The organism is Corynebacterium sp. (assembly GCF_030532965.1).
Lineage (GTDB): Bacteria > Actinomycetota > Actinomycetes > Mycobacteriales > Mycobacteriaceae > Corynebacterium.
In genome coordinates, this window is sequence record NZ_JAUNKC010000010.1 from 64,080 (window position 1) to 89,405 (window position 25,326).

19 protein-coding genes and 1 tRNA gene are annotated in these 25,326 nt (G+C 53.4%); 12 read left to right on the forward strand and 8 right to left on the reverse strand.

Translation table 11 applies throughout. The annotated features are described in order from the left end of the window. Position 1 precedes the first annotated feature (1 nt). The 4 genes from trmD to Q4D85_RS06530 all read left to right on the forward strand — a co-directional run bounded on the left by trmD (position 2) and on the right by Q4D85_RS06530 (position 3,384). On the forward strand, positions 2 to 871 hold the full coding sequence (gene trmD / locus Q4D85_RS06515; protein ID WP_303199121.1) for a tRNA (guanosine(37)-N1)-methyltransferase TrmD: 870 nt from the start codon (positions 2 to 4) through the stop codon (positions 869 to 871). Beyond that, on the forward strand, positions 861 to 1,271 hold the full coding sequence (locus Q4D85_RS06520; protein WP_303199094.1) for a hypothetical protein: 411 nt from the start codon (positions 861 to 863) through the stop codon (positions 1,269 to 1,271). The genes trmD and Q4D85_RS06520 overlap by 11 nt, the downstream gene beginning before the upstream one ends. A 252-nt stretch (positions 1,272 to 1,523) precedes the next feature. Next, on the forward strand, positions 1,524 to 2,660 hold the full coding sequence (locus Q4D85_RS06525; RefSeq protein WP_303199095.1) for a CE1758 family FMN-dependent luciferase-like monooxygenase: 1,137 nt from the start codon (positions 1,524 to 1,526) through the stop codon (positions 2,658 to 2,660). Positions 2,661 to 2,700: 40 nt separating this feature from the next. Then, a complete protein-coding gene (locus Q4D85_RS06530) occupies positions 2,701 to 3,384 on the forward strand; it encodes a CE1759 family FMN reductase (protein WP_303199096.1) in 684 nt (227 codons plus the stop codon). Positions 3,385 to 3,433: 49 nt separating this feature from the next. Here the strand turns inward: Q4D85_RS06530 and Q4D85_RS06535 are convergent, their stop codons facing one another. From Q4D85_RS06535 to Q4D85_RS06550, 4 genes are read right to left on the reverse strand one after another with little or no spacing between them, the layout of a single operon-like run. Continuing rightward, complete coding sequence (locus tag Q4D85_RS06535) at positions 3,434 to 4,570, reverse strand: Wadjet anti-phage system protein JetD domain-containing protein (protein WP_303199098.1); 1,137 nt, start codon at positions 4,568 to 4,570, stop codon at positions 3,434 to 3,436. Then, positions 4,563 to 7,928 (reverse strand): ATP-binding protein, encoded by a 3,366-nt coding sequence (locus Q4D85_RS06540; protein ID WP_303199100.1) that lies wholly within the window; start codon positions 7,926 to 7,928, stop codon positions 4,563 to 4,565. The genes Q4D85_RS06535 and Q4D85_RS06540 overlap by 8 nt, the downstream gene beginning before the upstream one ends. Next, positions 7,918 to 8,796, reverse strand: coding sequence for a DUF4194 domain-containing protein (locus tag Q4D85_RS06545; protein ID WP_368502276.1), 879 nt, complete (start codon positions 8,794 to 8,796; stop codon positions 7,918 to 7,920). Before Q4D85_RS06545 ends, Q4D85_RS06540 begins: the two co-directional genes overlap by 11 nt. After that, positions 8,793 to 10,253: a DUF3375 domain-containing protein gene (locus Q4D85_RS06550; protein WP_303199101.1), complete on the reverse strand. Its 1,461-nt coding sequence runs from the start codon at positions 10,251 to 10,253 to the stop codon at positions 8,793 to 8,795. The genes Q4D85_RS06545 and Q4D85_RS06550 overlap by 4 nt, the downstream gene beginning before the upstream one ends. 84 nt (positions 10,254 to 10,337) lie before the next feature. On the opposite strand from Q4D85_RS06550, the gene Q4D85_RS06555 reads away from it, so the two are divergent. From Q4D85_RS06555 to Q4D85_RS06580, 6 genes are all read left to right on the forward strand, one after another. Further along, positions 10,338 to 12,674 carry a Tex family protein gene (locus tag Q4D85_RS06555; RefSeq protein ID WP_303199104.1) on the forward strand — a complete coding sequence of 779 codons (2,337 nt, stop codon included), beginning with the start codon at positions 10,338 to 10,340 and terminating at the stop codon, positions 12,672 to 12,674. Between the two features lie 69 nt (positions 12,675 to 12,743). Beyond that, positions 12,744 to 13,565: a pantoate--beta-alanine ligase gene (gene panC, locus Q4D85_RS06560; protein ID WP_303199106.1), complete on the forward strand. Its 822-nt coding sequence runs from the start codon at positions 12,744 to 12,746 to the stop codon at positions 13,563 to 13,565. Positions 13,566 to 13,604: 39 nt separating this feature from the next. Further along, positions 13,605 to 14,126, forward strand: coding sequence for a methylated-DNA--[protein]-cysteine S-methyltransferase (locus Q4D85_RS06565; protein WP_303199107.1), 522 nt, complete (start codon positions 13,605 to 13,607; stop codon positions 14,124 to 14,126). An 83-nt stretch (positions 14,127 to 14,209) separates the two neighbouring features. After that, positions 14,210 to 15,274 (forward strand): SUMF1/EgtB/PvdO family nonheme iron enzyme, encoded by a 1,065-nt coding sequence (locus Q4D85_RS06570; RefSeq protein WP_303199108.1) that lies wholly within the window; start codon positions 14,210 to 14,212, stop codon positions 15,272 to 15,274. A 404-nt stretch (positions 15,275 to 15,678) separates the two neighbouring features. After that, positions 15,679 to 16,050 (forward strand): hypothetical protein, encoded by a 372-nt coding sequence (locus tag Q4D85_RS06575; protein ID WP_303199110.1) that lies wholly within the window; start codon positions 15,679 to 15,681, stop codon positions 16,048 to 16,050. Between the two features lie 106 nt (positions 16,051 to 16,156). After that, the gene (locus tag Q4D85_RS06580) at positions 16,157 to 16,555 is read left to right on the forward strand and encodes a hypothetical protein (protein ID WP_303199111.1); all 399 of its coding nucleotides are present in this window, start codon (positions 16,157 to 16,159) and stop codon (positions 16,553 to 16,555) included. 7 nt (positions 16,556 to 16,562) lie between these two features. Here the strand turns inward: Q4D85_RS06580 and Q4D85_RS06585 are convergent. The 3 genes from Q4D85_RS06585 to Q4D85_RS06595 form a co-directional block, all read right to left on the reverse strand. Then, a tRNA-Phe gene (locus tag Q4D85_RS06585) sits at positions 16,563 to 16,649 on the reverse strand. Between the two features lie 34 nt (positions 16,650 to 16,683). Then, the gene (locus tag Q4D85_RS06590) at positions 16,684 to 17,466 is read right to left on the reverse strand and encodes a hypothetical protein (RefSeq protein WP_303199113.1); all 783 of its coding nucleotides are present in this window, start codon (positions 17,464 to 17,466) and stop codon (positions 16,684 to 16,686) included. Positions 17,467 to 17,498: 32 nt separating this feature from the next. After that, positions 17,499 to 18,278: a hypothetical protein gene (locus Q4D85_RS06595; RefSeq protein WP_303199115.1), complete on the reverse strand. Its 780-nt coding sequence runs from the start codon at positions 18,276 to 18,278 to the stop codon at positions 17,499 to 17,501. 278 nt (positions 18,279 to 18,556) lie between these two features. On the opposite strand from Q4D85_RS06595, the gene Q4D85_RS06600 reads away from it, so the two are divergent. Together Q4D85_RS06600 and Q4D85_RS06605 are read left to right on the forward strand one after the other, a co-directional pair. Then, complete coding sequence (locus tag Q4D85_RS06600) at positions 18,557 to 20,536, forward strand: hypothetical protein (protein ID WP_303199117.1); 1,980 nt, start codon at positions 18,557 to 18,559, stop codon at positions 20,534 to 20,536. A 15-nt stretch (positions 20,537 to 20,551) separates the two neighbouring features. After that, positions 20,552 to 21,652, forward strand: coding sequence for a hypothetical protein (locus Q4D85_RS06605; RefSeq protein WP_303199118.1), 1,101 nt, complete (start codon positions 20,552 to 20,554; stop codon positions 21,650 to 21,652). Here the strand turns inward: Q4D85_RS06605 and Q4D85_RS06610 are convergent. Beyond that, positions 21,649 to 25,074 carry a hypothetical protein gene (locus Q4D85_RS06610; protein WP_303199120.1) on the reverse strand — a complete coding sequence of 1,142 codons (3,426 nt, stop codon included), beginning with the start codon at positions 25,072 to 25,074 and terminating at the stop codon, positions 21,649 to 21,651. The two genes, Q4D85_RS06605 and Q4D85_RS06610, sit on opposite strands and share 4 nt — an antisense overlap. Between the last annotated feature and the right edge of the window lie 252 nt (positions 25,075 to 25,326).

Here is a 25,326-nt window from a genome sequence, read left to right on the forward strand (position 1 = left end):
GATGCGGCTAGATGTAGTAACTATTTTCCCGGAGTATCTGGAACCATTGCGCCATGCGCTGTTGGGCAAGGCCATTGAACAAGGGATCATCAGCGTGGGGGTGCATGATCTGCGGCAATGGGCAACGGATGTGCATAAGTCGGTGGACGATTCGCCGTATGGGGGTGGGCCGGGCATGGTGATGAAACCCACCGTGTGGGGGCCTGCGCTTGACGACGTCCGGTTGGGTACCGGGCCGGTGGCAATTGCCCAACCGCTTGCATCGGCGTCACCACATGTGGATAAGCCCCGCCACGACGATAAAGCAGGGGTGCAGCCAACTGGTTATCCTGATGCGGCGGAGTTTGAGCACGACGAGGATGAGTCGTTGCCGTTGCTGATCGTCCCGACCCCGGCGGGTAAGCCGTTTCGGCAAAGCGATGCACAGGCGTGGAGTAATGAGCGCCACATCGTCTTTGCTTGTGGTCGGTACGAGGGGATTGACCAACGGGTGATTGATGATGCGCGTCGGCATTATCGGGTGCGTGAGGTGTCAATCGGCGATTACGTGTTGATCGGGGGCGAGGTCGCGGTTTTGGTGATCGCGGAAGCGGTGGTTCGGTTGATTTCCGGAGTCTTGGGCAATAAATGTAGCCATGAGGAGGACAGTTTCTCCGATGGCCTATTGGAAGGACCTAGTTACACCAAGCCACGGGTGTGGCGGGATCTTGAGGTGCCGGAGGTTTTATTGTCCGGCAACCACGCGAAAATTGATCGGTGGCGCAGGGATCAATCGTTGCTGCGGACCCAGGCGATGCGGCCGGAGCTTTTGGAAGAGATTGAATTATCGGAAACGGATCGAAAGGTTTTAGGGTGTAGTGATGATGGATAACAACACTGAGATCGGAGGTGGGGCGATGGAGCAAGAAGACGTGTCGGTGGACTTGCATGTTTTGCTTACCGCAGCCCAGCTGACGGAATTCGAAGAGCGGGTGCAAGCTTCAGCATCGCCGGGGTTTGAGGTGCTGGCGGTGTTTTCTGCGGAGGAGAACTTCAGCTGCGAGCCGGACAATATGCTGGTCGCGCAATATGAGCAGCGTACCGGCAAGGTTCCGGTCACCGAAGCCGTCTACCGGGTCGTGGTGCATGGGCGCCGGAGTTCTTCGCTTGTCGACGCCACCGCCGCCGTTGCCGACCAGCTGCCCGCTGATGCGCTGTGGTACGGCACTACAGTTTCTGGTTGGATTGACCCGGACGCGGTGGTCGGATGCGCGTTGGGGGATAACCACTAAAGTGCTCGTCGTCGCATTCTAATCATCAACGATTAACGGGTGCCCACACACGAAGACGAAAACCAATCTAAAAGGCCGCAGTGAGAACTGTGGCCTTTAACGCTATTCGGGACTGTGTGGCCGCGGTCAGTTGCTAGTCGACGGCAGTGGGAAGCGCGGCCGGAACGTCGAAAAGCAGCTGTTCAAAGCGTTAAACGGAGTTCTTCTCCACCAGTTGTTGACGCATCAACAAAACCGTGTTAGCATGCAGTCATGCAATTCGGAATATTTACAATTGGCGATGTAACCAAAGACCCAACAACAGGAACTATCCCAACGGAACAGGAGCGCATCCGCGCCACCATTAATTACGCGAAAAAGGCTGAAGAGGTCGGCCTGGACGTATTCGGCACCGGGCAGCACCACAACCCGCCCTTTATCGCGCCAGCGAATCCGCCGATCCTCATGGCGTACTTAGCCGCACAAACGGAAAAGCTGCGTTTTACCACCGCTACTACGCTAATAACCACCACCGATCCGGTGCGGATCGCCGAAGATTATGCCTATGTCCAACACCTCACCGGCGGTCGGATCGACGTAATGCTGGGGCGGGGAAATACCGGACCGGTGTATCCCTGGTTTGGAAAAGACATCCGCAGCGCAATCCCGCTGGCGGTGGAGAATTACCACCTGGTTCGCAGGTTATGGCGGGAAGATGTAGTGGATTGGAACGGAAAATTCCGCACCCCACTGCAGTCTTTTACCAGCGCACCGCGCCCGCTAGATAACGTTGCGCCATTCGTGTGGCACGGCTCGATCCGGTCCAAAGAAATCGCGGAGCAGGCGGCGTATTACGGCGATGGCTTCTTCCACAACAATATTTTCTGGAATATCGAGCACACCGCCGAAATGGTGAACCTGTACCGGCAACGGTTCGAACACTATGGGCACGGCGCCGCCGATCAAGCAATCGTCGGCTTGGGTGGGCAATTCTTCGCCGCGGAATCGGAGGCCGAGGCGAAGCGGCTGTACCGGCCATACTTCGATAACGCACCGGTCTACGGGCATGGGCCGTCGTTGGAGGAATTCTCCACCCTGACTCCGCTCACGGTCGGCACCCCGGAGCAGATCATCGACCGGTACCTAGGCTATGCCGACCATGTTGGTGACTTCCAACGGCTGATGTTCCTTGTCGATCACGGTGGATTGCCGGAGCAGGTCGTCTTGGAACAGATTGAGATCCTCGGCACCGAGATCGTTCCGGTCCTTCGGAAAGAATTTGAAGGCCGCCGCCCGGCACACGTTCCTTCCGATCCGCCAACCCACCAAAGCCTGGTGGCTGCCGGGCCGGATTCGCCGCACCGTTTGGTCGCCCCGGCCGAATCCACTGCTGACGCCTCGACCCAGTAAGGCGTAGCCTTTTAAAAAGTAGAACTTTTAGGAGGGTTACATGAAACGGCTTGTCGTGCTGAACGCTGGGGTATCTACTCCTTCGACAACGAAAATGCTAAGCCAGCGTATCTCCGGGGCGGTGGAAGCAGAAATTACTAATCGTGGGGAAGGGCTGGAGGTGGTCGATGTAGACATCAACACCTTTGTTACGGATCTCGCCACCGTCATGGCAACTGGGGTGTATCCGGCGAAGCTACGTGAGGTGCTGGATCAGGTCGCCACGGCGGATGCCCTGATAGCGGTTACTCCGGTGTTTAGCGCAAGCTATTCGGGTGTGTTCAAGATGTTCATCGATGTTCTTGACCAGCAAGCCTTGGTCGATACCCCGATGATTATCGCCGCTACCGCTGGGACCGCCCGGCATTCATTGGTGCTGGAATACGCGATGCGCCCGTTGTTTGCCTACCTCAAGGCGATCGTCATGCCGACCGCAGTGTTTGCCGCCACTGACGATTTCGGTGCCGAATCGGAGCTTGAAGCCCGGATAGCAAAAGCGGCTCGGCAACTGGCGACCTATCTCGTCGAAAAGCCAGACGGGGAAGCGGGGCTAAGCCCAAACCTTGGCGCAACAGCGACGCGCGCCGAAACTATACAAATTGTGGGCTCTGAAGATTCATCCATAGGCGAAACTGGTTTCGTTCCATTTTCGCAAATGTTGCAGGGGTTAAGTGGGCACGACTAGTAACTGCAAATACGCTCACTTTTAATTGTCGATGTAGTTTCCCGCTGTACTACGCTTCGTGATCGTGGCGTAGTACAGCGGCGGAAAAAGCATCGATCACCTCAGAAAATATTATCCTCTCTTGTTCAATGCGCAACCCTTCTACGATTATTTGGTCTAATGCTTCCGTTTCTTCTGGTGTTAAATTTCTGAAATTCCGTGCGGAGTAAGGCCTGTCGTGTACCGCCATACATTTCCACTTTTGCACTGTTTCGGCATCCATTAAAACACTGTGAACCGCATCATGGTGCTCGCGTAGGGCCGACAAAATGGCGAAACCATCAGTATCTAAATCACCAAAATACCAAACAATTGCCTGTTGAATTTCTGGAACTTTCATCATGCTTATCGCTTGATAACCGTGACCCCATATCGCAATGACGCCACTTCCTTCTGGGAAATCAGGAAAAGCTTCGAAAGTTTCTTGGTTTTCTACCATTGCAATATGTTGTGGTGGGGAAGCGAAAGCAGCAGCGCATTGATCTGCTGGGCAGCTTAGGTCGCGTAGTCGTGGGTGAAGCCGTAACGTCGGATCGAGAATTTTAAAAGAGATCCGTTGGGGATGGGACAACTGCAAACCTAATTCTGGACTGCCATACAGGGCTGTGATTAATCCACGGTGTTTTTCAACCCATTTGCTATGCATCCCAGTCAACGGCACAGCCCGGGGTGCTAAACCAGAATCAGGATTCTCGGTTAACCATCGCACTAATGTTATGGCTAATTCACACTCATCAAGGGAGAATTTCCGCCACGTTGTCAAATGTTGGTGAATTCTTTCAACCGGTAAGTGTGCCCTCAACAATTGAAATTTAGCTAACAGCTCACTCCAGTCTTCCGCGCAGCCGACTACCTCCGCAATACACTGAGCACCTGCTATTGTCACTCGGGCGGGAACCAGTTGATGCCCCAACCCAACACTTGACCAGTCGCGGGTTTCGAACGCCACCGAGGCCCAATCTACCTCTTCCCATTCCCGTATCCAGTCACGGACCTTGACTTGATTGGTTAAAGCGAACTTACCGGTTGGTGGATGAAGCGGAAAGGACTTCTCAAGTTCCGGGTTATCCAATAGCGCAGAAAGATTATTGCGGTAAAAAACAAAAAACTTCGCCTTAATGTCGTTCGTACCCAGAAGCTTAACCATGATGTGGCCGAACTTTCGTTATATCGATATGCGACACCATGGAACACCCTTTGGTGATTCCCTCTGGAGTTTGGGATTCTTCGTAGGAAACAACCACGGTATTTCCTACGTAGCGTGATAACGTCCGAATTAGCTTCAGCGGTGTAGCCAAAATCATATGAAAACCAAAGGCTTCAAAGATATCCATTGCGCGTTTGGTGTAGGTTGGATCAGCTCGATCGAAGGCCTCGTCAAGAATAACAGTTGCGTATTCCGGAACTTTCGCATCTGTTGTTGCCAACTGGTAACGCAGGGCAGCAGCAAGGCAGAAGAACACCAGTTTTTGGGCTTGCCCGCCGGACAGAGAAGAAGAATCGACGTAGGTATTAAGAACCTGACCATTGTTATCAATTTCGCAGCCGACAAAGCTAACGTGACGGCGGGTGTCAAGAACTGCACGTTTCCACCTGAGATCACTTGATTCTTTGGAGCTTAGTTTTCGGATAATTTCTGCAATGTTTTGGTACCGCTGTTCCGCAGCGTGGTCCGATTCAGAGCTTCCTAACCCGCCGCTAATTGCAGTTTCAAGATCCGCCTGGAATTTCGTAACTACTTCACCTCGGGTGTCACGAACGTCAATTCGCAAAAATCTATCTTCTGCAAATTCGGAAGTCGCCAATGACGCATTCACAGGCATGATTCTTTGTTTAATTTCTGATTGTGCTCGCCGCAGTCTATTGGCAATATCGGCCAAATTACGGGTGGACATGTCGTTGATTAAGGTTCGAAACCGATCACTAAATTCTGCAAGACGTTCGCCCATTAATTGATGTAGTTTTGCTATGGCATCGGGGGCGTACTCAGGAGTTGCTTGTAAATCTGCCCGTTCACTCGGCCAACCTTCAATATATTTGGATAAAATCCCAGAAATCGCGTTGTTGGCATTGTTGAGCCGATTTGTATGCGTTTTATATTGTGCGGTGAAGTCGGCGGAAATTTTCCTGGTTAGTCGTTCAATATTGTCTAACGTAACTCTCCGGGTGAGTGTTCCGTATGCGCTTAAGATTGTTGCTTTTAATTCATCGCTAATCTCCTCAACTTCAGTTTCGTCTTCTGCAGTTACTTGAATTTGAAATTCAGCTACCTTATTTTTCGCAACACTAAGTTCCGCGAAAATTTCTCGCTCTTTTTCTTTGGATTTGTTGAGTACCGTTTGGGTGCGCTCAACTTCAGCTGTTAGTGCCTGTACCTCAGGTGTGGAAGATAATCGCAGAATTTGCTTACGGATGTCTTCAATATGTGCGGCGACAGATGATACATCAATGCTCTCCCAATCCGTATCCACAATGCGATGGGCGATGGTGAGTCGTTGCTGTTCTGTGGTCAGCTGTGCCCGTAGTAATTGAGCCTTTTGCATATGAGCTTTATATTGTTTTGCAGCTAGTTGATGCTGTTTTTGTAAATGCTCAATTTTTTGCTGATTGGTGGAACCCAACCGGTATTGCCGTTGATCGCCCAAGACGTGGTAATCATTTTTTTCATATTTGGTAGTGCCTTTTTCACTTGCGGAAGCAAAGCGTACCAAGCCATCAATGGTCACACCTTTTTGTTTCGGGTCAAGTTGTGAAAGCTGCGCAAGGGTTTTGACGCATTGGAAATTGAAACGTTGTGCTAGTTCTGCCTGCAGCCAATTGCGAAATTCGTGTTCCACAACAGTGACTTTCCGAACGAGGCTTGTTGCTTCAGTTCGAACGACACGTGGCTCAAAGGTGGCATCAATGCTGTTAAATTTTAGTCTCATGTTGATGTGGCGACTGTTGATGTACTCCGCCACTTCATGGTGATACCGTGCTGGAACGAGTAATTCTGTGGCAAAACCGCCTAATTGGCGTTGGATGACTGGTTCCCATTCGCTAGCGTTAGGGGAGACATCAATAAGCTCACCAACAAAAGGTAGATGTGAAATCGGAATGTTAAATTCCGCGCAGATGGCACGTCTTAGGTTTTGAAAGCGTGCGTCGATATTGCTTTTCGACGATGCCAAAGCGGCCAATTCTAGACTCAACTCGTCGCAGTGTTGTTTAGCCTTGTCTGTCGCTACGGCCAGTTCTGTTTGCTCCTGTTCCAAACGCCTACTGGTCTTTTCGAAAGCATCTATGGTGATTCGTGCTGAATTAACTAATTCTGTGAAAACCTCTTGGGAATCTGGTTCGACATCGGTGACTTTACCTAAATCTTTATGGAGGTTTTGTCTAGCTAGTTTTCGACGCTCAAGCTCTTCTTGGTGGTGGCTTAGTTTCATCTGGAGAACTTCATTTACACCACCATCCGAATCATGCAATGTGCGAACGGCACTGGCATAATTTTCTTCGGCGAAGGCTACCTGCTGTGCAGCATTCGCATGTTTCGATTTGAGATCATCACGATGGACTTCGGCTGCAGTCAACGACTCAAGTAGTTTCTCCTTCCGCAATCCAGATTCAACAGTTGGAAGCGCTTCCTCTAATTGCTGTATCCGCTGCAATTGTTCGGTGGAATCACAAGCCTGCCGATATAGTTTTTCTAAAGGGCTAAGAAGTTCAACCTGAGCTTTAACATCCTGTACCCGTTCATAGGCGGATTCTAATTCAGAAAATTGTTCGACAGCATTGTCGGCAAACTCAAAGGTATCTGGCTCGGTCAGCATGAACTCACGGAAAAGCTGATCGAGATTATCAAGTGATTTAGCTGATTGTGTACGCTGCAACAGCAACTGTGCCTCTACGCTCGAAATTCCTAAAAGTGGACGGAACTTCGCAGCAAAGGCTGAGTGATTTTCGCTAAAAGTCGCGGATTTAAACTCCGCCTTGATAGCTCGTTTATTAATGCCTCGGTTTACGAATTGCTGGAATGAGGGTGCATCGATATCGGCATCTGGGAAGACCCCAAATAACTTTGAAACATCACTGCGTGCATTCGCCCCGGCGCGTAGATAAAACAGAGCTACTAAACTACGGTGGTGCCCTGTGCCATTGGCAAACGTTAATACGATGATCGAATAGGTGGCTTTGGGGCGAAGATACTCTGAAATTACTGCTCCGGTGGCATCGTCTTCACGGGATCGCCACGCACCCCGAATGTAGGAAACTAAATCACGGCCCCGTCCTCGTTTGGCCTCATGCTGGGCTGCTGCGTTAAATCGCACTCGATCGGAAGGGATTAAAACCGCAGAGATGGCGTCGATAAGCGTGGATTTTCCTGAGCCGGAACCACCGGTAATTAAAAATCCTTCACGGGAAACTGGAACGTCTAACACGCCATCAAAGGTGCCCCAGTTCACTAATTGGATTCGCGATAATCGCCATTGGCCTGGGTGAATTGCTGCTTCTTTATCGCTCATGGGTATCTTCCTTTAGGAGTTGTTCAAACTCAGTCTTAATTCCCTCAACAGTTTGCGCATCAAACAGGTGTTTTAGCACCGGCGATACTTCGAACCTTCCTTCAGTTTCTGTCGTATTGAGAAGACTAAAGTCGGTGTGCATGCGTTTTAAAGATGCGTCGAAACGCCGTTTGAAACTTGCTTCGTCCAAATCTTCTACTCGCCGAAACAAAGAGGCATTTTCGCGCAAATCCTCTTCGGCGACGATTACACGCTCCCCAGGAGCTGCAAGTCCTACCTGAGTTCGTAAGTCCAGCAAAATTACGGTATCGATAATAGTGAGGGTTTTCGACCGCAAGATTTTAGGCATCTCTATTTGGTTATTATTGCTGATGGCAATTGGTTGTCCATTGTGTGCTGAACGGGTAAAAGCGATGCCAGAATCAACATCAAGAACCAAGTCCAGAAAAACATCAGCTAACCGGGAACGAATCGCCGCCTCGTCGCTGGTAATTGCTTTCCATACCTGCGGGTGTTGATTCGCCCGTATAAGTGGACCTTGCAGTAATTGGGCAAAGGCTCGACGGGAATCGAAACTTAGGGTTCCACAGTCGCCTGGCCATAATCCACCATAGTGTTCTTCGGATTCGTCTGGGTTGTGTTCGCTAATAACTGCTGAATCAGGATTCTCGGTTGTCATCTTGTCGCTGGTTGAAGATGATTGTGGAGTGTTTTTGTCTTTCATTGCTTGTTCTGTTGGAGTAAAGACGTCGTTGCCAGAAGACAAAGATTCTTGATCAAGCTCTGGATTTAGTAGCGACTGTTTTTGCTGTGATGTCACGATTAATTGAACTTCCGATTCGGTGTCTTCTCTTGGTTTCGACTTCACTGAATTTCGGGTAGTTTATTAAAACGCCACCCTGTAATGGTAGCGGACATTTCTATTTCACTATCGACCCAGGTGATATTTTCTAATGTATCTGTACTTTCCCCGGTCGTCATGGCAAGATAAAGCAACCCCACGACAGAAGCCAATCCTTGTTTCGCTGGATTATCTTTGAGCACCTCAGCAATGGTGGCGCTACCACGCCGTTTAACTGATGCAGCTACTGCGGTTTCTAACTCGGCAAAATCAATTTCAGATGCTCTTACAGATTCCAATAGCATTTCAGTGTTGATTTCCGCAGCGGCAATGGTTGTTGGTTCGTTTTCCACAAACTCTTCACCCGGGTTCTTTAATTTCAGTGAATCGATAGAAGCAATGTTCATACCAATTTTTGTTAGTGGGGTGGATAGTTGATGCAGCGGGCCTAAGTTAGCCCGCTCGACCGCCCGGCTGGCTAATGCCCGGGTATGCCTGAGCAATGCGATCATGCGGCGGCTTTCGGCGAAATCTTGGGTGGTGACGTAATGGCGTAATGAGCGCGCTAAACTTGTCATCACCGTATTGACCTCATATCCTGAGGTTTCCATGTCTCGAAATAATCGTCGGAGGCGTTCTTTAAATTCAAGTTCAATAGGCTTGGTATTTTCTCTTTCCAAAATGCTATCGAGGCAGGCGTCAATGTGTGCTGATTGTTCGCGGTCTAACAAAATATTGTAGAAACCATGAAAGCTTCGGCCAGCTTCGGAATCTGCTATTACATCGACTCCGGAGAAAATATCCTCAAGCACGTCACCACGATTTTCTTCCGGTTCTAATAACTGTCGACGTAGCCTTCGATTTAATTGCTCGAATTCTCCTCGCACTCGCGCAAAATCCGCAGGAACCGTCGCCGCCAAGTCTAGAATGTCAATGATCCGTTCCCGAATATCAGCGGTATTTAGCACATGAAAATCTCCTTTGTGAGTTGCTTCTATCAATTTATCTAAATGCGCTCGTTGTTTTTCCAACTGTTCCAACCGCGTGCTGGCATCTGGGTCGGAATCACGTGCGAGGTTTTCTAAAGCCTGGGCGATTGCTTGGATTCGGGATGCGGTTACCGCAGATCTGGGTTGATCCCACCGTTGAACTGCATCTAATGCGATTAGCGAGTTTTCGCTAGGTTCTACCGTTTCACCAGTGCGAGAGGTGCCCGGTTTGCGAACTAACCACTCAGCTTTTACCCAATCATTAACATAGGCTTGTGCGTTTTTTGGGAGCTCGAAGTCTTCGCTTCTTAATAGGCGCAAGTCGGCGTCGAAAAGCTCGTAAATATCAGCGACAGGTCGCGCACCTGCACCATGTGGAAAATGTTCGGCGATGAAACCAAGCACAACCGGCATTAACGGGCTGCGTAGCAACGCAATGACTGGAGATTCTTTAGCTAAACGACGATTAGTTAAGGCTTGTGCCACAATACTCATACCAACCATCTTTACATGAAGTAGTACTGAAGATGTTGAGCCTAAGTAGCCAACCCGATGGATTTTAGTACTAAACTCTACGCAATGAGTTCTGACAGAATTGCACAGCACATTGCCCAGGAATTACAGGTAACCGCAACCCAGGTGGAAGCGGCCCTGAAACTCCTGGCCGAAGGTAATACCGTTCCCTTTATCGCCCGCTACCGAAAAGAAGCAACCGGCGGACTCGACGACACCCAGCTACGAACCATCGAAGAACGAGCCACCTACCTGTCGGAACTGGCCGAACGTAAACAAGCCATCCTTGCCGCCATCGAGGATCAAGGAAAACTCACGGATCACCTGCGGTCACTGATCGAAGAATGCGATACCAAAGCGCGACTCGAAGACCTGTATCTGCCTTATAAAAAGCGTCGGAAGACCAAAGCGGACACCGCCCGCGAAGCCGGACTGGAACCGCTGCTCGACGCCCTCATTGCCACCCCAGACGCTGATCCTAGGCACCTAGCATCGGAGTATTGCACCGCAGGATTTGAGGACGAGAAGAAAGTACTCGAAGGCGCACGCGCCATACTCATCGACCGGTTTGCACTTGATGCCGACCTTGTTGGCGCGGTGCGGGAACGAATGTACACCACCGGCACCATGGGTTCCAGGGTGGTGGAAGGCAAAGAAACGGAAGGGGCGAAATTCAAAGACTACTTCGACTTCGCGGAACCGTTCGACACCCTGCCGTCCCACCGTATCCTCGCGCTTTTACGCGGCGAAAAAGAAGGCGTTTTGCAGCTTAACCTGGACGCCGGTGAGGACGAGGTGTATTGCGGCACCATCGCCGAGCACTTTAACCTCGATACCTCCAGCGCCTGGTTGGCCGATGCAATCCGGTGGGGTTGGAAAACAAAGCTATATGTTTCCTCCAGCCTGGATGTCCGCATGCGGCTGAAAGAAAAAGCCGAAGAAGGCGCGTTGGACGTGTTCGCTCGCAACCTCAAAGACGTGCTTTTAGCCGCGCCAGCCGGGCAACGCGCCACCCTTGGGCTTGACCCGGGCTATCGAAACGGCGTGAAATGCGCTGTGGTCGACGGCACCGGAAAAGTGCTCGACACGTTGATCGTGTACCCACACCAGCCGCAGAATCAATGGAACCAGGCGGTACAGACGTTAGCCACCACGTGCGCCGCCCACGGCGTTGATCTTATCGCCGTCGGCAACGGCACCGCGAGCCGGGAAACCGAGAAACTCAGCCACGAGGTGGCGAAACTCATCGGGCAAGCAGGTGGGACACAACCAACCCCGGTGGTGGTCAGCGAATCCGGCGCCTCGGTTTATTCGGCTTCCGAAATCGCCGCTAAAGAATTCCCCGACATGGATGTCTCCTTGCGGGGTGCGGTCTCCATTGCCCGCAGGCTCCAAGACCCACTGGCTGAGCTGGTGAAAATCGACCCTAAAGCCATCGGGGTAGGGCAGTATCAGCATGACGTCAACCAAACAGCGCTGGCCAAAACACTGGATGCGGTAGTCGAAGATGCCGTAAACGCAGTGGGCGTTGACCTCAATACCGCTTCGGTGCCTCTGCTTTCGCGGGTGGCGGGTATCAGCAGCACGATTGCCGAAAACATTGTCGCCTACCGCGACGAACACGGCTGTTTTGCCAGCCGAAGCGGTTTGAAAAAGGTTCCGCGCCTAGGGCCCAAGGCCTACGAACAATGTGCCGGGTTCTTGCGCATCCAAGGCGGCACCGATCCGCTTGACGCGTCGGCAGTTCATCCCGAAGCCTATCCCGTTGTGCGCCGCATCGCGTCGGCAACCGGATTAGGCGTCGCCGAACTGATCGGAAACACCCGCGTCCTACACACACTGAAGGCGAAAGATTTCGCCGACGACACATTCGGTGTACCTACCGTCACCGATATCTTGAAAGAGCTAGACAAGCCAGGGCGTGACCCCCGGCCGGAATTTACCACCGCCACCTTCAAAGAAGGCGTGGAGAAAATCACTGACCTTCACCCCGGCATGATTTTAGAAGGCACGGTCACCAACGTGGCTGCCTTCGGCGCCTTCGTCGACGTCGGAGTCCACCAAGACGGACTGATCCACGTCTCAGCGCTTGCCAATACCTTTGTCTCCGACCCTCACGACATTGTGCGATCCGGTCAGGTAGTCACAGTGAAAGTGCTGGATGTCGACGTTGCCCGCAACCGCATCAGCCTCAGCATGCGGCTTGACGACGAGCCCGGCCAGCCTAACGGGAACAAAGGTGGGGCCGCACAAGGCGGCACCGGATCAAAGCGCGACAGAACCGACAAGCGCGCCGCCAACGGCCGGAGCCAGCGGGGTAACGGTAGCAGAAACAGCGCTACCAAGAACCGGGACACCGGTGGCGGGTCGCTGGCCGATGCGTTAAAACGAGCCGGCTTTTAAGCGTCGACAAGCACAAACGCCGCAAACGTAGAACATATAACGACAACCGCATAAGGAAACTTGACGTCAATGACACAGGTTTTACACACCATCGAAGAGGTAAAAACCTTAAGCCGCAACACCACGGGCCCCATAGTAGTAGTGCCCACCATGGGGGCACTCCACAACGGGCACTTAAGCCTGGTGGCGCACGCACAGAAAATCCCCAATGCGACGGTGATCGTGAGCATCTTCGTCAACCCGTTGCAATTCGCCGCCGGGGAAGACCTCGATGCCTATCCGCGCACCCTTGATAAGGACGTGGAAAAACTCGAAACAGCAGGCGTACCGTACGTATTCGCCCCCACCGCTAACGAAATGTACGCCGCCGGACCGCGCACCGTCATCCACCCCGGACCGGCAGGAGCCATCCTAGAAGGTAAAACCCGCCCCACCCACTTCGCGGGCGTCCTCACCGTGGTGCACAAACTTTTCCAGATCACCGGCGCAACCCACGCCGTCTTTGGGGAAAAAGACTACCAACAACTGCTACTCATAAAGCAGATGGTGGCCGACCTCAACCTAGATATCACGATCATCGCCGCCCCCACAGTGCGGGAAACCACCGGCCTGGCACTAAGCTCACGCAACCAATACTTGTCGGAACACCAAGCGCAATTGGCAACCGCCTTGTATCAAGCACTATGTGCCGGCGCCCAACACGACACCGCAGCCGCAGTACAGCGCGCGGTGACCGACACCCTGACAGCGCACCCCGAGATCGCGGTAGACTACGTGGCGGTGACAAGCCCGGAACTAGCGGAACCAGTTTCAGGGGAAAACCGCCTGCTTATCGCGGCCCGGGTCGGCGAAACCCGATTGATCGATAATATAGAGATTGTATTGACATAAAAGAAATCGCAATCAATCGGATTGGGTGATCGTCACACCATGTATACCGCCGAATACCTGGCACCGCTAGGCACATACACCATCGCCTGCACCGACGACCACGTCTGTGGAGTGTGGGCGAAAGGCCAAAAATACGACCAAGCCACACTGGCACCGCGCAGCGTCGTCGATCCAACCGCGCCTATGATACGCCAAACCATAACGTGGCTGGACCGGTATTTCGCAGGCGAAGAGCCAGACATCACCGAACTGCCCTTAAAACCAGAAGGCAGTGGGTTTCGCCAAGCCGTATGGGAAATACTGTGCCAGATTCCCTACGGCCAATACCGGACGTACGGCGACATCGCGGCCGAATTAGCTGCGAACTCCGATCGCCCCATGAGCGCACAAGCTGTCGGCGGCGCGGTGGGGCACAACCCCATTTCCATCATCATCCCATGCCACCGGGTGGTAGGCAGCGCCGGAAGCCTCACCGGATACGCGGCGGGAACTGAGGCGAAACTCTGGTTACTCAGGCACGAAAACGTCGACATGAGCGGGCTGAAGATCCCCAGCAATTAACCACAAAAACAGCACGCCACGGCACTATAGTGTGATGGGTACCCAAGGTCACGCGCACCAAGCCTTAGACACAAAAAGGACCCATGAACCCAGCACACCTGACCGAACCTGAATACAGCTTACTTTCGCAACCAGAACGGGAAACTCTACTTGCCGAAATAGCCACAGAAACCAAGGCGGCATCATTCCAATATGCCACCTTCAACCGGTTCGGACGCGGTATTTCCACCGCAATCTTCGACATTGAAGGCTCGGAATTCGTATTCGTACCCGGCGCCACCATCACCTTAGGATGGGACGGATTTAACTCAGAACCACAACCAGACATGTGGCTTGATCTCGCCGAAGGCTTCGAAGACGGCACCGACGATGAAATACTAGACACCGCCTTTTCGCCTGAGTTTCGCAACCAACTAACTCAAACCTTTCGGGCAAACACGACACCCAAACAGGAATGCACTATTCCACCGATGCTCGTGGAACGCACGGCTCAAAATCCCTGCTGGCATGAAGTTGCACTCGACACCCTACTGCCGGACTCGCACGCCCACGAGCTCATTCGCGCCGGGGAGGCCGACAACGTGCTTGCCGTAACGGCGTACCAAAACATGCGGGTTTCGCGAACCGACCTGCAGGTATCGTGGCGGGTAGAGCTTTTCGACGCCCCCACATTCGCGCAGCTCAACGCCACCCTGGAGGCGTCGGGTTTCTCACTGCCGACCATGCGGGAATGGGAATATCTCGCCGGTGGCGGCTGTGCCACCTTAGCGCCGTGGGGCGATAGCATTGACGTCGATTCGATCATGGCAACCAGCGCAACCAACCCCAATGACCGGCCACGCGAAACCGACGCGGCGGTCAAAGGTGTGCTTTCCGAACCTAACTTCTTCGGCCTTACCATCGCCTTCGATCCCTACCACCCTGAGCTCGTACACCAAGACGATAGCTTCACGCTCAAAGGCGGCGATGGCGGCAACGCACTGTGCGGTGGCGCGGGTATTGCCTGGGGATTTTTCCCGGTGACACCGTACTTCATGGATTACCTCTCGGACACCCCGCCCGATCCTGACCAAGCGCTTGTTGGGGATGAGCACTACCGCCGGGTCAAACCGCTTGCTGTCGGGTGCATAAAATTTCGCGGACAGTAGCACTTACTTCTTGGGAAGAGAAGCCATCTGAACAACGAACCCCACATGTCCTCCAGCATGCCTAGCACGATGCGCCCATTGTTGAAAGAGAGCATTCCCGGCAGCAAAAGCGCTATAGCAGGTAATCACTGGGGTGTGCTGAAAAGTCGCACTAACCAAAGATCGCCTTTTTAAGAATCTTGGCTACCCCTCTCCGGAAAACCATCCCGTTAACCGCGTAACTTTCGCCGTGGGCGAAAGACCCTTCAGCATGCCGTAAGTAGGGCGAGTTACCGCCAACTCCGGCTGCGAATAAGGTCTTGTCCAGCCTTTAACGTCCGGGTCGATCCCTACTTTCTGAACAAGCAGCACGCACCATTTCGTCATTGCAATCGGTTTGACTGCAATATGTGAGAATGAATTTCATGGAACAATTGCAATCCTTGGTGGGGAAGACTTTCGATAATGTCGCGATCCCCGGCTACATGGAAAATAATTATTTCCACCCTGCTCCTTTTGCTTTGTGGATACTCACTTTCGACGGGCCTACGATTCGCCTTGATTGGGGACAAGCAGACATACAGTATTCGGAAGTGTCCACTATTTCGTATGAGTTTGATGTGGATGATGTCGGGTGCTCTTTTGCTGATGTTTTCGCCATTGAACTTGGCGACATTGAGGATGTTGAGATTGCCGAAAATAACGCGGAACTTAAAATCCGCACAAATAAGGGAGTATTCGCTGTTGATGCCTGGAACCTAGAAGGGTTTCATTACTATTTCGTTCCCTGCGAATAAGGGCACCTAAAATGGGCGACCGGATAGTCACAAGATCTCATGACCTCAAACCCTAGTTTCGGTCTAAGCGGAGGTGCATGTTCCGATGCTTTGACATAATTGTCCTATGACGTTGCTTGACGGTTTAGTGGGGAAGACCTTAGATGGTGTCACCACCGAGGGGTATCTCATCGAGGACTCCATCATTTTTACCTGCGTTACCTTGTGGCTTCGTTGCTCTGATAAGGCGATTTACAAGTTGGATTGGGGGTATGGGGATATTGGATGTTCGCTCGTTGATGAGATTGATCTGGAATGGGATGGCGAATCGGATCGGCCATACCCCGCAGAACTGTATGACATTGATTTAGGGGTGGTGGAAAAAGTCGAGGTCAACGACCGAAACTCGATGGTGGAAATCCACACCAACTTTGGGGTTCTCACCATTGATGCCTGGTGTGTCGATGGGTTTCACCACTACTTTGTCCCCAACGGCCCGCTCATGCATTTACCACCAGAAAAGTAGCGGGGTGGGAAGGCGCTCGGATTTGAACCGAGAACCAGTCGGCTTTGCAACCGCTCTACCTAAAGGCTACAAGCCTTCTTTGAGCTACACCTTCCCACCTTGGACACATTCTAGCCCACGAAGCACCCCTACTGCGTACACAATGTTGCGCAGGCCGGATTGATCCCACTCAACAAAGAAACAATGGCTTCGTGGTTGCGCGACACAGCGGCATACCCCGAAAGGTCGGGAACCCACAACGACTGTGCGGGATCAACATCATTGCCCGCGCACACCGATCGGATAAGCGCAGGCGAACACGGTTTTTCACCTTGCAGAACCTCCCACGGCTTCGGCACGTGAGCAAACACCGGGCACTCGGTGGAAATCCCCCGCGGTGGAACCATGCCCAGAAAACGGTGTGAGCGCTCAAGGTCAAAACCAGCCCCGGCAAGAAGACGTAGGAAATGAAACCGCAGCACATTCCACGCATTCGCCGTCACATTCCGCGCCGCACGGTTCGAGTCATCGGTGTGCAACGATTCAAGGCGTGAAGCCAAGAAAGAAAGCTCCGCAAAATACACCGCGATCATCTGCGCCAACTGCCCATCACTTAACTGAGCTACAACATCAAGGCCACAATGCACGTGTGCCAGCACATCAGGACGAGAATCATCAGATGCGAGAGCATGGGCTAAAAACTCTTGCTCAAGTGGGGAAAGCTCCAGCCTAGTATTTAAAGAATAGTACTGGTAGTGGGCGATTTGCTTCCGCCTATTCACAAACAGTGCCACAAAAAGCGCCGCCTTGTCGCAGGCGAGGAAATCCTCCTCACCCACCCTGTAGGCGAGCCCAGCAAATCCCATCAACGCGCATCGCTGCGCTTCCCACGTTCGTTGCGCCCGCTGAATCTTCCGGTCGAGTTGAATCAAACACCGAAGAATGCGCCGATACTGACGCGGACTCAGTTCAGGAAACCTTTGCCCAAGATCGGTGCGAGAAAAACGGGAAGAAAAACCCACACGAGGTTCCACCCGAGAAATCTCAAGGTATCCGCAACATTGCGGCTAAGCTGCGCGTAAGACTCGAACGTAAGGGAAGGGGCACCTGGAATGGTGCGTAGATGCTGGTTGGCGGCGTCGATAAGCGAAGAAAGCTCAGGGAGCGTGGGGAAATCGAAAAACGAAAAAGACTCAGCATACAAAGGCGCACGCAGGTGGGCAGGGACACCGCTTTCCACCAAAAGTTTGGTCACATCCTCGGTATTTCGCCGATCCGACAACCCCGCATGAAGCCGACAAAGCGCATCATAGTCGCAGGTAACGGAATCATCGAACGAATCAATAACTCGCACCGTCGAACATACAACAGGCGTGGAATCCTTCATCCGCGCGGGAAACCCCAGCTCCTGGAAAGCGGGCTGTGTCCACCACCGTTCATCACAGGACCCCAACGAACCTGCCCCCACAAAGAGTGAATCACACGAACCCAGCTTGGATATCGCCACATCCTCAACCTCAACCGCGCACGCTGGCGAGCCGTCGGCGAAAAAGAACACAAACCGACGATCTTTCGGGGGCAATTCCCGAAACTCCCGCACCTGCATGAGTGGAAGCGTGCGCGATCGTGGCGCCGCAATGACCAGCGACTGATTCCCGCGAATCTCGTTCAGCAGCCCATCGTGCTCCTTGGCCGTGCGAACCTGCGGATTGTGATGGATCAAGCCAAGTTGTTCAAATTCCATGCATCTTAAGATACATAAGGCTTTACCTGCATGAATGTGATTTCTGTGAAAGAAAATGGTTGGATTCTGGTAACTCACGGCTAATGACAGCTCAATAGGATTCATTCCTTAATCGCACAGAGGAGCGTACGCAAGAAAACTGAGCACTAGTTGGAATGAACAACTCCTGGTGGCGGTTACCCAGTTGCGAAGAAAACAGGATGTAGGCGTGAAACCTTTGGGATACACTTGCAGCGATTGTGTGCAAAGTGGTAGAGATTTGCGTAAGAGCCGGAGGGATGAACGAGCCGATGCTTGAGCCGACTGTGAAGGAAGCGGTCAAGGTTTTCCGGGAATTGGGGTGGGTTGACCAGCCCTTATCCGCCGCCCCCATCCTCGACTGCGGTGACGAGAACCAACGCGAACTCGTAGTAAAAGCACTGGAAGCGACCCCCATTGAGCGTCATCCCGGCGGGGTGCAGGCGGGGAAGTCGGTGTACCCGATCGATGTGGCAATGTTTTCCCTCTTCGCAATACGAATGGGTGTTTCTGCGCGATGTGCGGTGGCGTTGCCCTTGTCCAGCAACTGGGCAATCGTGGCGGGGTGCATAGCAGAACGTGGCCCAAAATTTGCGGAAGATTTTTTAGAGCACCTGCCGCAATTCGACCCAACTGACAGTAGTTGGTTCCATACGGGGCATCTAAGCCACAGCGTGCCGGTGTGGCTGCATGTGGTACACACTGAGTTGGGGCTTCCAATTCCGCGGGACCACGTTTTCCTGCAACACTGGGCCATTGCTGCCGCGCGAATATTTGTGGGAAAACTCCCGGAGGGCATTGAGACTTTCTATGGTGAGGTGGATGAGTTGCCCACCCAAAAAGATTTTCTCGCCAGCGCCACTCACTTCGTCGGCCCAGCCGTTGAAGCGGGTGTGCCCGTTAATGGGGCGTTGGGGCTTTTGTTTCCCGTGTTAGTGGCGGAAGGAAAGCTTTCCCGCCCGGTGGCGATCGGGTGGGTTGTGGCTGCCGCAGTGTCGGCGGTGCGTCCGAAAGAACGAAAATTCTGCATTGATCTGCTGCTGAACCAGCTCGGTGCAACGGATGAAGAGTTAGCTGCTCATTGTGTGGCGCTATCGATGCTGGTCACGGCCGATTCTCACGCGGTGAGTACGGTCGGTATTCGCCTGTTGCGTGCGGTTGATGCGTCTTCGCTTGTCGACGTCGCCATCGGTGCGTTGTCCGCCACGACGAAAACAGCCCAACGGGCAGTCCTAGAAGTGCTTGGATCCCGCACGGATCTGCCGGATTCTTGCGTGGCGGCGCTTCTTCCACAGGTGAGTGAGCTTGCTCGCTCGCAGGACTTACGGGTGAAGTCACGAGCGAACAAGGTTCTTCGGCTTTGGGGCTGTGATCTGTCAATTGATAACACGCCAGCTAAAACTCCTTCCACACGGAAAACGATAGAAATCGATACCGATACGTATGAAGAACCGATGAGCGATGAAGAGTTTGCTCAGGTGTGGCAACCACCCAAGTTGAAAATGAAGCAGCTTAAACCTGTTCTGGATGGTATGAGGATTGAGCTGCGGCTCGAGGATACCTTCGGTGTTGAAGATATTGCCGTGGTGATGACGTTGCCCGACCAGTCTGCAACTTTGCTGAAACCAGCTTCTGGGTATCCGGCACCACATACGCCACTGGCCTGGCAATGCCAGGTGCTTGATGCGCCACTGACCGCAGGGGGAACGAGAGTTCAGATGTATCCCAAGTGGCGGGCTGGCGAGTGGGTGTTGGAGAAAAGCACTGTCCCGATGGACGAATCTGTGCTGCCGGTGACAATCCTGTCGCTCGCATTTGCACAACTGTGCACGAAGGAAAGCTTCGAATTTGTCAGTCGCCCGTTGCAAACCTACCTGGACATGACCCTCGTCAGCCCGAAAGCCGTGGTGGCAAGTATGAAACAACTACTTGCATGCGAGTTTTTCAACCCTGGAAGGGCGGCTCGGTTCATTGCGGAGAACCCAACTTGTATCGCCACGTTGTGGCCAGTTGTGACGGAATCGCTGGCGTGGGCAGCACAGCAACCCACCCTGCCGCGTTGGGTCAATGATGTGCTCAAAGTTGCGCTCGCCCAGGTGAAAGTTTTATCGGCAGCGACACGACGCGGGGAAATTCCACCTCAGCAGTGGGAACCACTCGGGGTTCTTGCAGCCCATAGTGGCAAAAGCGTTGCGTTGAGTCACGCCCGTGAGCTTCACTCGAAGCTTTCGATTAAGTAGGGAGGGTAGATCATTGTGACACTGAATACGCGCCCTTTTCCCAGTTCACCGCCTGATTCGGCGGCGACATTCATTGCTTGGGCGGCAGAAAATCTTCATACGGCTTACGGCTCAAACTGTGGGTTTGAGCAGTTTCTTGCCCACACCGTAGCCCTGTACCATCGCGATCCGGGAGGGCTATTAAATGCTGTACGGAAAACGGCACCTTCCCAGCTACCGTGGCAGTGGGCGGACTGGGCTGATGATTCTTTGACGTGGACGCGGGTGATACGCGACCACGATTTGGTTGAAGCACGCACCAGGGCGGTGTTGTGCCATCTTGACACAGTGCCTGTTTTGCTGTCTGAACCCTCCTTCACTGATTTAAGTGTGAGCCTTCAAGACCTGCTCCGCAGAATGAAAGTTTATGAGGATAGAAAACTTCCTGTCCTGGAGCCTGACTTCGTTATTGCGCTGACGCGGCTGCGTGAAGCAGCATCCCGCATTGAAGCACGCGAACACCTGGTGGAACAATGCCACCGGATTGCGGTGCCGATCCTGCTTGATACTGGGCGTGAGTGCGAACGCTCGGCGGGTGCGGTGCTTGCGGAATATTTGTGCGACCCGCATCAAGAACAACGTGATGTGGACAACCCTTACCTTGGGCTTCAACACCCCCATTCGCTGCGGGGGTTACCTGACAGGGTGGGGAAGTACGCACCCTACTTTTACGCCTTCGAGCCCACCATATTTCCCCTGTGGGCGGAAGCAATTCACGTATCAGTACCGGTGCGGAGCTCGGATTTCGGTGCGGATATTTCTGGTAGCGAAAAGGACGTGTTAGCGCTTTTCACCCAGATTGCCGAATCCTCCCAACCGTTGTCTCCACGTGCCCAGGCGAAAATTTTGGTGTGCAGTGCAGGGATGGCAAATTCCATGAACACGATCCCAGCGCTGGAGATCATGTGGCAGCGCGGGCTTTTCCAACCCATTGGCCGGGATTTCCCGTGGCCGTTAAGTGACCCCGATTTCCTCACCACTTCGCAGTTGCGCAGTTTTCTAGAACAGTTGTGTGCCACGCAGTTGCGGTCTGTTGCCGAATCGGCGCTAGAGTCCGCAGCGCACTTTTTGCCCTAATCAAGTTGGGGTTGACGGTGCTTGACAATTTTCTTCGCCAAAATGGTGATCGCGTCTGAGGCTTGGGAGGTGGCGACCAATGCCACAGACTCCCAAAAACTATCGTCGACCAGCCCCTCATCAGTGGCTTTGCTTAGTTCCTTCACATACTTCATGGCTGAGCCGAGGGCTTTCTTTAGCCACGAGGGGGCAGCGGAACCGGCTTGTATGAGCTGTGCCGCGTGAGCGATGGACTCTGTCACGATCGGCCACAGATAGGGCAGAAACTCGGCATTGACCGACACAAGCGTAAATAACCGATGCGGGTTGAACTCCTTCCGGGGAAGTAGCCGTCGCATGACCTGGGATATATCCCCACTTGAAACTTCGTTTCTGGAAAGTTCGTGCAGGAGAAACTCGGTCACATCGTCGGCGTCGTCGTGTGTGGCGAACACAAGTATTGCCGTGAGCACCACGTCGGTGATGGGGAACTGGCCACCACCAGGAGCTTGTCGACGCCTCGAAACCGCCCACGTACCATCACTGTGAAACAGTTGCCACGGTTCCTCCTGGAGGTAGCTGGGCTTTGGGTTCTCAGCGGTAGATACAAAAATTGTGTCGTTGAACCGAAAATCCGAAAAATCAGTGAGGCTGCGAATATACAGTTTTTCACCTTCGGGTGTTTCCACGGGGCTGACCAGCCACAGGTCTGCGGACCTCAGGTTCTTCCCATAACCGGAAGAAGCTACCGAGCGTGCCGCCACCGTGTGAAGCTTCGCGTGTGTATCTACCAGTCGGGAACAGGCCGTCGCCTGCTTCCACTTCCTTGTAGTCACAGTTTCGGCAGGAGCTGGTTTGAACTCGTCCGCTTGGTGTGGGGAATCATCATGAGCTGGGGATTCGGGCAACGCCGCCACAATGGCTTTTGCGGCCCGAACCGTCTTCGACCCGCCTTTCTTTGCGGCAAAGGCACGCGCCCCAGGAACTAGGGCTGCCCATTCGGGTGCTTTCTTTTCTTTCAGGGCTGCAGCCACGTATGGTGCTAGTTCGGCCATGGCTTCTGCAATGTCGGATGCGCCGGGAACGGGTTTCTCGATGGGTGAAGCGCGGTAGAGTAGGGCGTCGAAAAGCGGCCAGATAATCGAGAGTAAACCGTCATAAGCGAGTTCGAGCAGGGGCTGCGCCAACCCCTTAAAGTGCGTGTCGCCGATCACCCAATCCAGGCGGTCGACATCAACCACACCAGGGTGCAGAAGACCTCGATCCCAGGCCTGACGGATCGACTCACCCACGGTGGAGAGAGTTTTGCGTGCCGTGGGTCGAACACAGCCCAGCAGGTTCACTGCAATCGCAGGGGTGAGCGGGTACTTACGGTGGGCAGCGTGCGCGGCGAGCACATTTAGCCGCTGCTGGTCCGCCTGCCTAGTCCACGACATTTCCGTGTACGCAGCATCGTCCCACCGAGGATGAATGATCGCCATTTCACTCCACCGATGCGGGGTGAGCTGCTGTTTATGTATCCCAAGGGTGAGGAAAGTCGGCGGCGTGGGGTGCTGCTTTGTCACCCACTGCGCACGCTTTTCCCCATTAGCCCAGCCCTGCCCAGTCTGAAGTGGAGGCTCAACCACCGGTGAGGCGAGGTATTCCACGATGACCACGCCCACGGACTTCTTCGACGTTTGATCGGCGGAGATCAGAATTGGGATGTCGCTGTACCTGCGGGCACTATCGGCTAACGTGTCCGTATTGCAACCGTCGAGGTCGAGGCGGTAAAGCGCCAACGCAAGATCGGGTGCGGCAACTGCCTGCCCCGTTTCTTGAAACAGATCGAGGCGGGCGAAAAAATCCTCGCGGGAAATGCTGCAATCCACAAAGGACGGTGTGGAAAGAACACATGGGTACGAGCCCAAATTTTTAACGATCAGGTTGCCTCTTACCTCGGTGATGGCCGACCACGGATCTGTGGTTTCCCGCACCCCCTGCGGCGCAGGCGCATCCTTTGCCCACTTAAGCAAAGAATCCAGCCAACCCCACGCCCAACTGCTGCTGCGGCAGGCGCGTTTCGCGGCACCCTCATCGCGAATCGCCAACTCAACAACCTGGGCAAGTAACCGTTCAAGGGCATGCACGTCGTACATATCGCGTTCGACCAACGCCAAGTTGTGCGTGATCTGCTCCACAGTAGCTTCGGGAACCTCAAATCTTTCCAGCTTCCACAACGGTGGGGTAGGCTGCCACAAGCTGGCTGTGGGTAGATCATCTGCCTCAGTTGGGGCGTCTGTGATTCCTGGATCTTGGGCAAGACCCCACACAGTCAGAACACCATTCGCCGCGCGAGCAACCTGCCGATCCTTGGCTCCAGCAAGCTCCACAATCCGTGGCTGAAGAACTTCGCAAACATCCAAGGTGGGTGTTGGGCGTTCCGCGAGCGCTTTGAGCACCATACGTTGCGCTTTCAGCACAGTCGAATACAACCCTGGTAAGGCGACATCGCAGAGGTTTTCGTCAGGAACTATCCCGATAAGTCGCACCCCAAAGTACTGGAGATAAGAGCCGTCACCGGCGGAAACTGCGCCCGCGAGACTGTTAGCATGCGCAAGAAGTTCCTCATCGGTGACTTCCAGCTCCTTACACATTTCCACCATGCGGCGTCGCGCACCTGTTCGGGTAGTCGATTCCACAGCATCCGCGACCCACTTCACCGCAGTTGCACGAGTGATCATTTCGCGTCGAAGAGCTTCAGCCACCACGTGGCCGAGTGGCCCAGACATGGGGACCTGATTATTCACTGCCGCTTCGAGGTGCTCCAAGAAACGTGGTTCCAGGTCTTCCCAGGTCAAACGATTTTTAAGCTCGTCAAAGGACGAAACTGGATTCGTATAGGGCTTTTCAAAGAGCTTGACCACGTCAAGATTCATTACCGCCGAGGCGGCCATCGCCCACACGCGTAGATAGTTCACGTGCTCAGGCAGGGGAACGTCAAAGCCCCAGTCGCCGGAGACAAGGAGAAGGGACGTGAAGTTGTGTTCCTCATCAACAAAGATGGTGGTGTCCGCATCGTTAACAGTTCCGCGGGCAGCCTCCGCCATGAAGCTCTGCACAAATGCGGCACCTCGTTGGGCAATACACTCCGCTTGTACCTTTTGCGTAACCCGGTTCAGAATAAAGCGGTTGATTTGAACATACCGCCGTGCCGTGATCCCGCACCGTAAACCAAACAGCGCTAACCTACTCTGATCGGCATCCCCAAGGAGGGAGACGTATCTGCCGTGGCTGCCAGTGGCCTCAAAGGTGTCCCAGTCGCCAGATTTTAATCCTTGGACTGCAAGTTTTTGTTGCGCGGCGTCGCCGATGGGAAGGTTGGGGAGGTCTTCCTGCTTGGCATCCTTCCAGCCGAACTGATGGTACAGGTCCAATGCTTGCGGTAAGGAGCGGTTGGCCACGAGAGTTCCTTTAGTGTGCGAGAAGGAATAGGGGAATTTTTTGTTTCGTATTGCGCCTCATAATATCGCACACAGTTTCGCTTCGTAGGAATATGGTTTTGAAATATTTCTCACACTTTCCACATTTGTGGCTATTCGTGGCCTCGGCCGCAGAAAGTGAAGGGTTGCTGGTGCTGATCGTTTTTCTTTTTCACATTCGCTTATTGTCAATCACTTGTGAAAAGTGGGGGTAGTTGGGGGTAGTTTGTTGGT

Coding starts and splice junctions, on each gene's coding strand:
- trmD (WP_303199121.1), top strand. CDS start 2: ATGCGGCTAGATGTAGTAACTATTTTCCCGGAGTATCTGGAACCATTG.
- Q4D85_RS06520 (WP_303199094.1), top strand. CDS start 861: ATGATGGATAACAACACTGAGATCGGAGGTGGGGCGATGGAGCAAGAA.
- Q4D85_RS06525 (WP_303199095.1), top strand. CDS start 1,524: ATGCAATTCGGAATATTTACAATTGGCGATGTAACCAAAGACCCAACA.
- Q4D85_RS06530 (WP_303199096.1), top strand. CDS start 2,701: ATGAAACGGCTTGTCGTGCTGAACGCTGGGGTATCTACTCCTTCGACA.
- Q4D85_RS06535 (WP_303199098.1), bottom strand. CDS start 4,570: ATGGTTAAGCTTCTGGGTACGAACGACATTAAGGCGAAGTTTTTTGTT.
- Q4D85_RS06540 (WP_303199100.1), bottom strand. CDS start 7,928: ATGAGCGATAAAGAAGCAGCAATTCACCCAGGCCAATGGCGATTATCG.
- Q4D85_RS06550 (WP_303199101.1), bottom strand. CDS start 10,253: ATGAGTATTGTGGCACAAGCCTTAACTAATCGTCGTTTAGCTAAAGAA.
- Q4D85_RS06555 (WP_303199104.1), top strand. CDS start 10,338: ATGAGTTCTGACAGAATTGCACAGCACATTGCCCAGGAATTACAGGTA.
- panC (WP_303199106.1), top strand. CDS start 12,744: ATGACACAGGTTTTACACACCATCGAAGAGGTAAAAACCTTAAGCCGC.
- Q4D85_RS06565 (WP_303199107.1), top strand. CDS start 13,605: ATGTATACCGCCGAATACCTGGCACCGCTAGGCACATACACCATCGCC.
- Q4D85_RS06570 (WP_303199108.1), top strand. CDS start 14,210: ATGAACCCAGCACACCTGACCGAACCTGAATACAGCTTACTTTCGCAA.
- Q4D85_RS06575 (WP_303199110.1), top strand. CDS start 15,679: ATGGAACAATTGCAATCCTTGGTGGGGAAGACTTTCGATAATGTCGCG.
- Q4D85_RS06580 (WP_303199111.1), top strand. CDS start 16,157: ATGACGTTGCTTGACGGTTTAGTGGGGAAGACCTTAGATGGTGTCACC.
- Q4D85_RS06595 (WP_303199115.1), bottom strand. CDS start 18,278: ATGGAATTTGAACAACTTGGCTTGATCCATCACAATCCGCAGGTTCGC.
- Q4D85_RS06600 (WP_303199117.1), top strand. CDS start 18,557: ATGAACGAGCCGATGCTTGAGCCGACTGTGAAGGAAGCGGTCAAGGTT.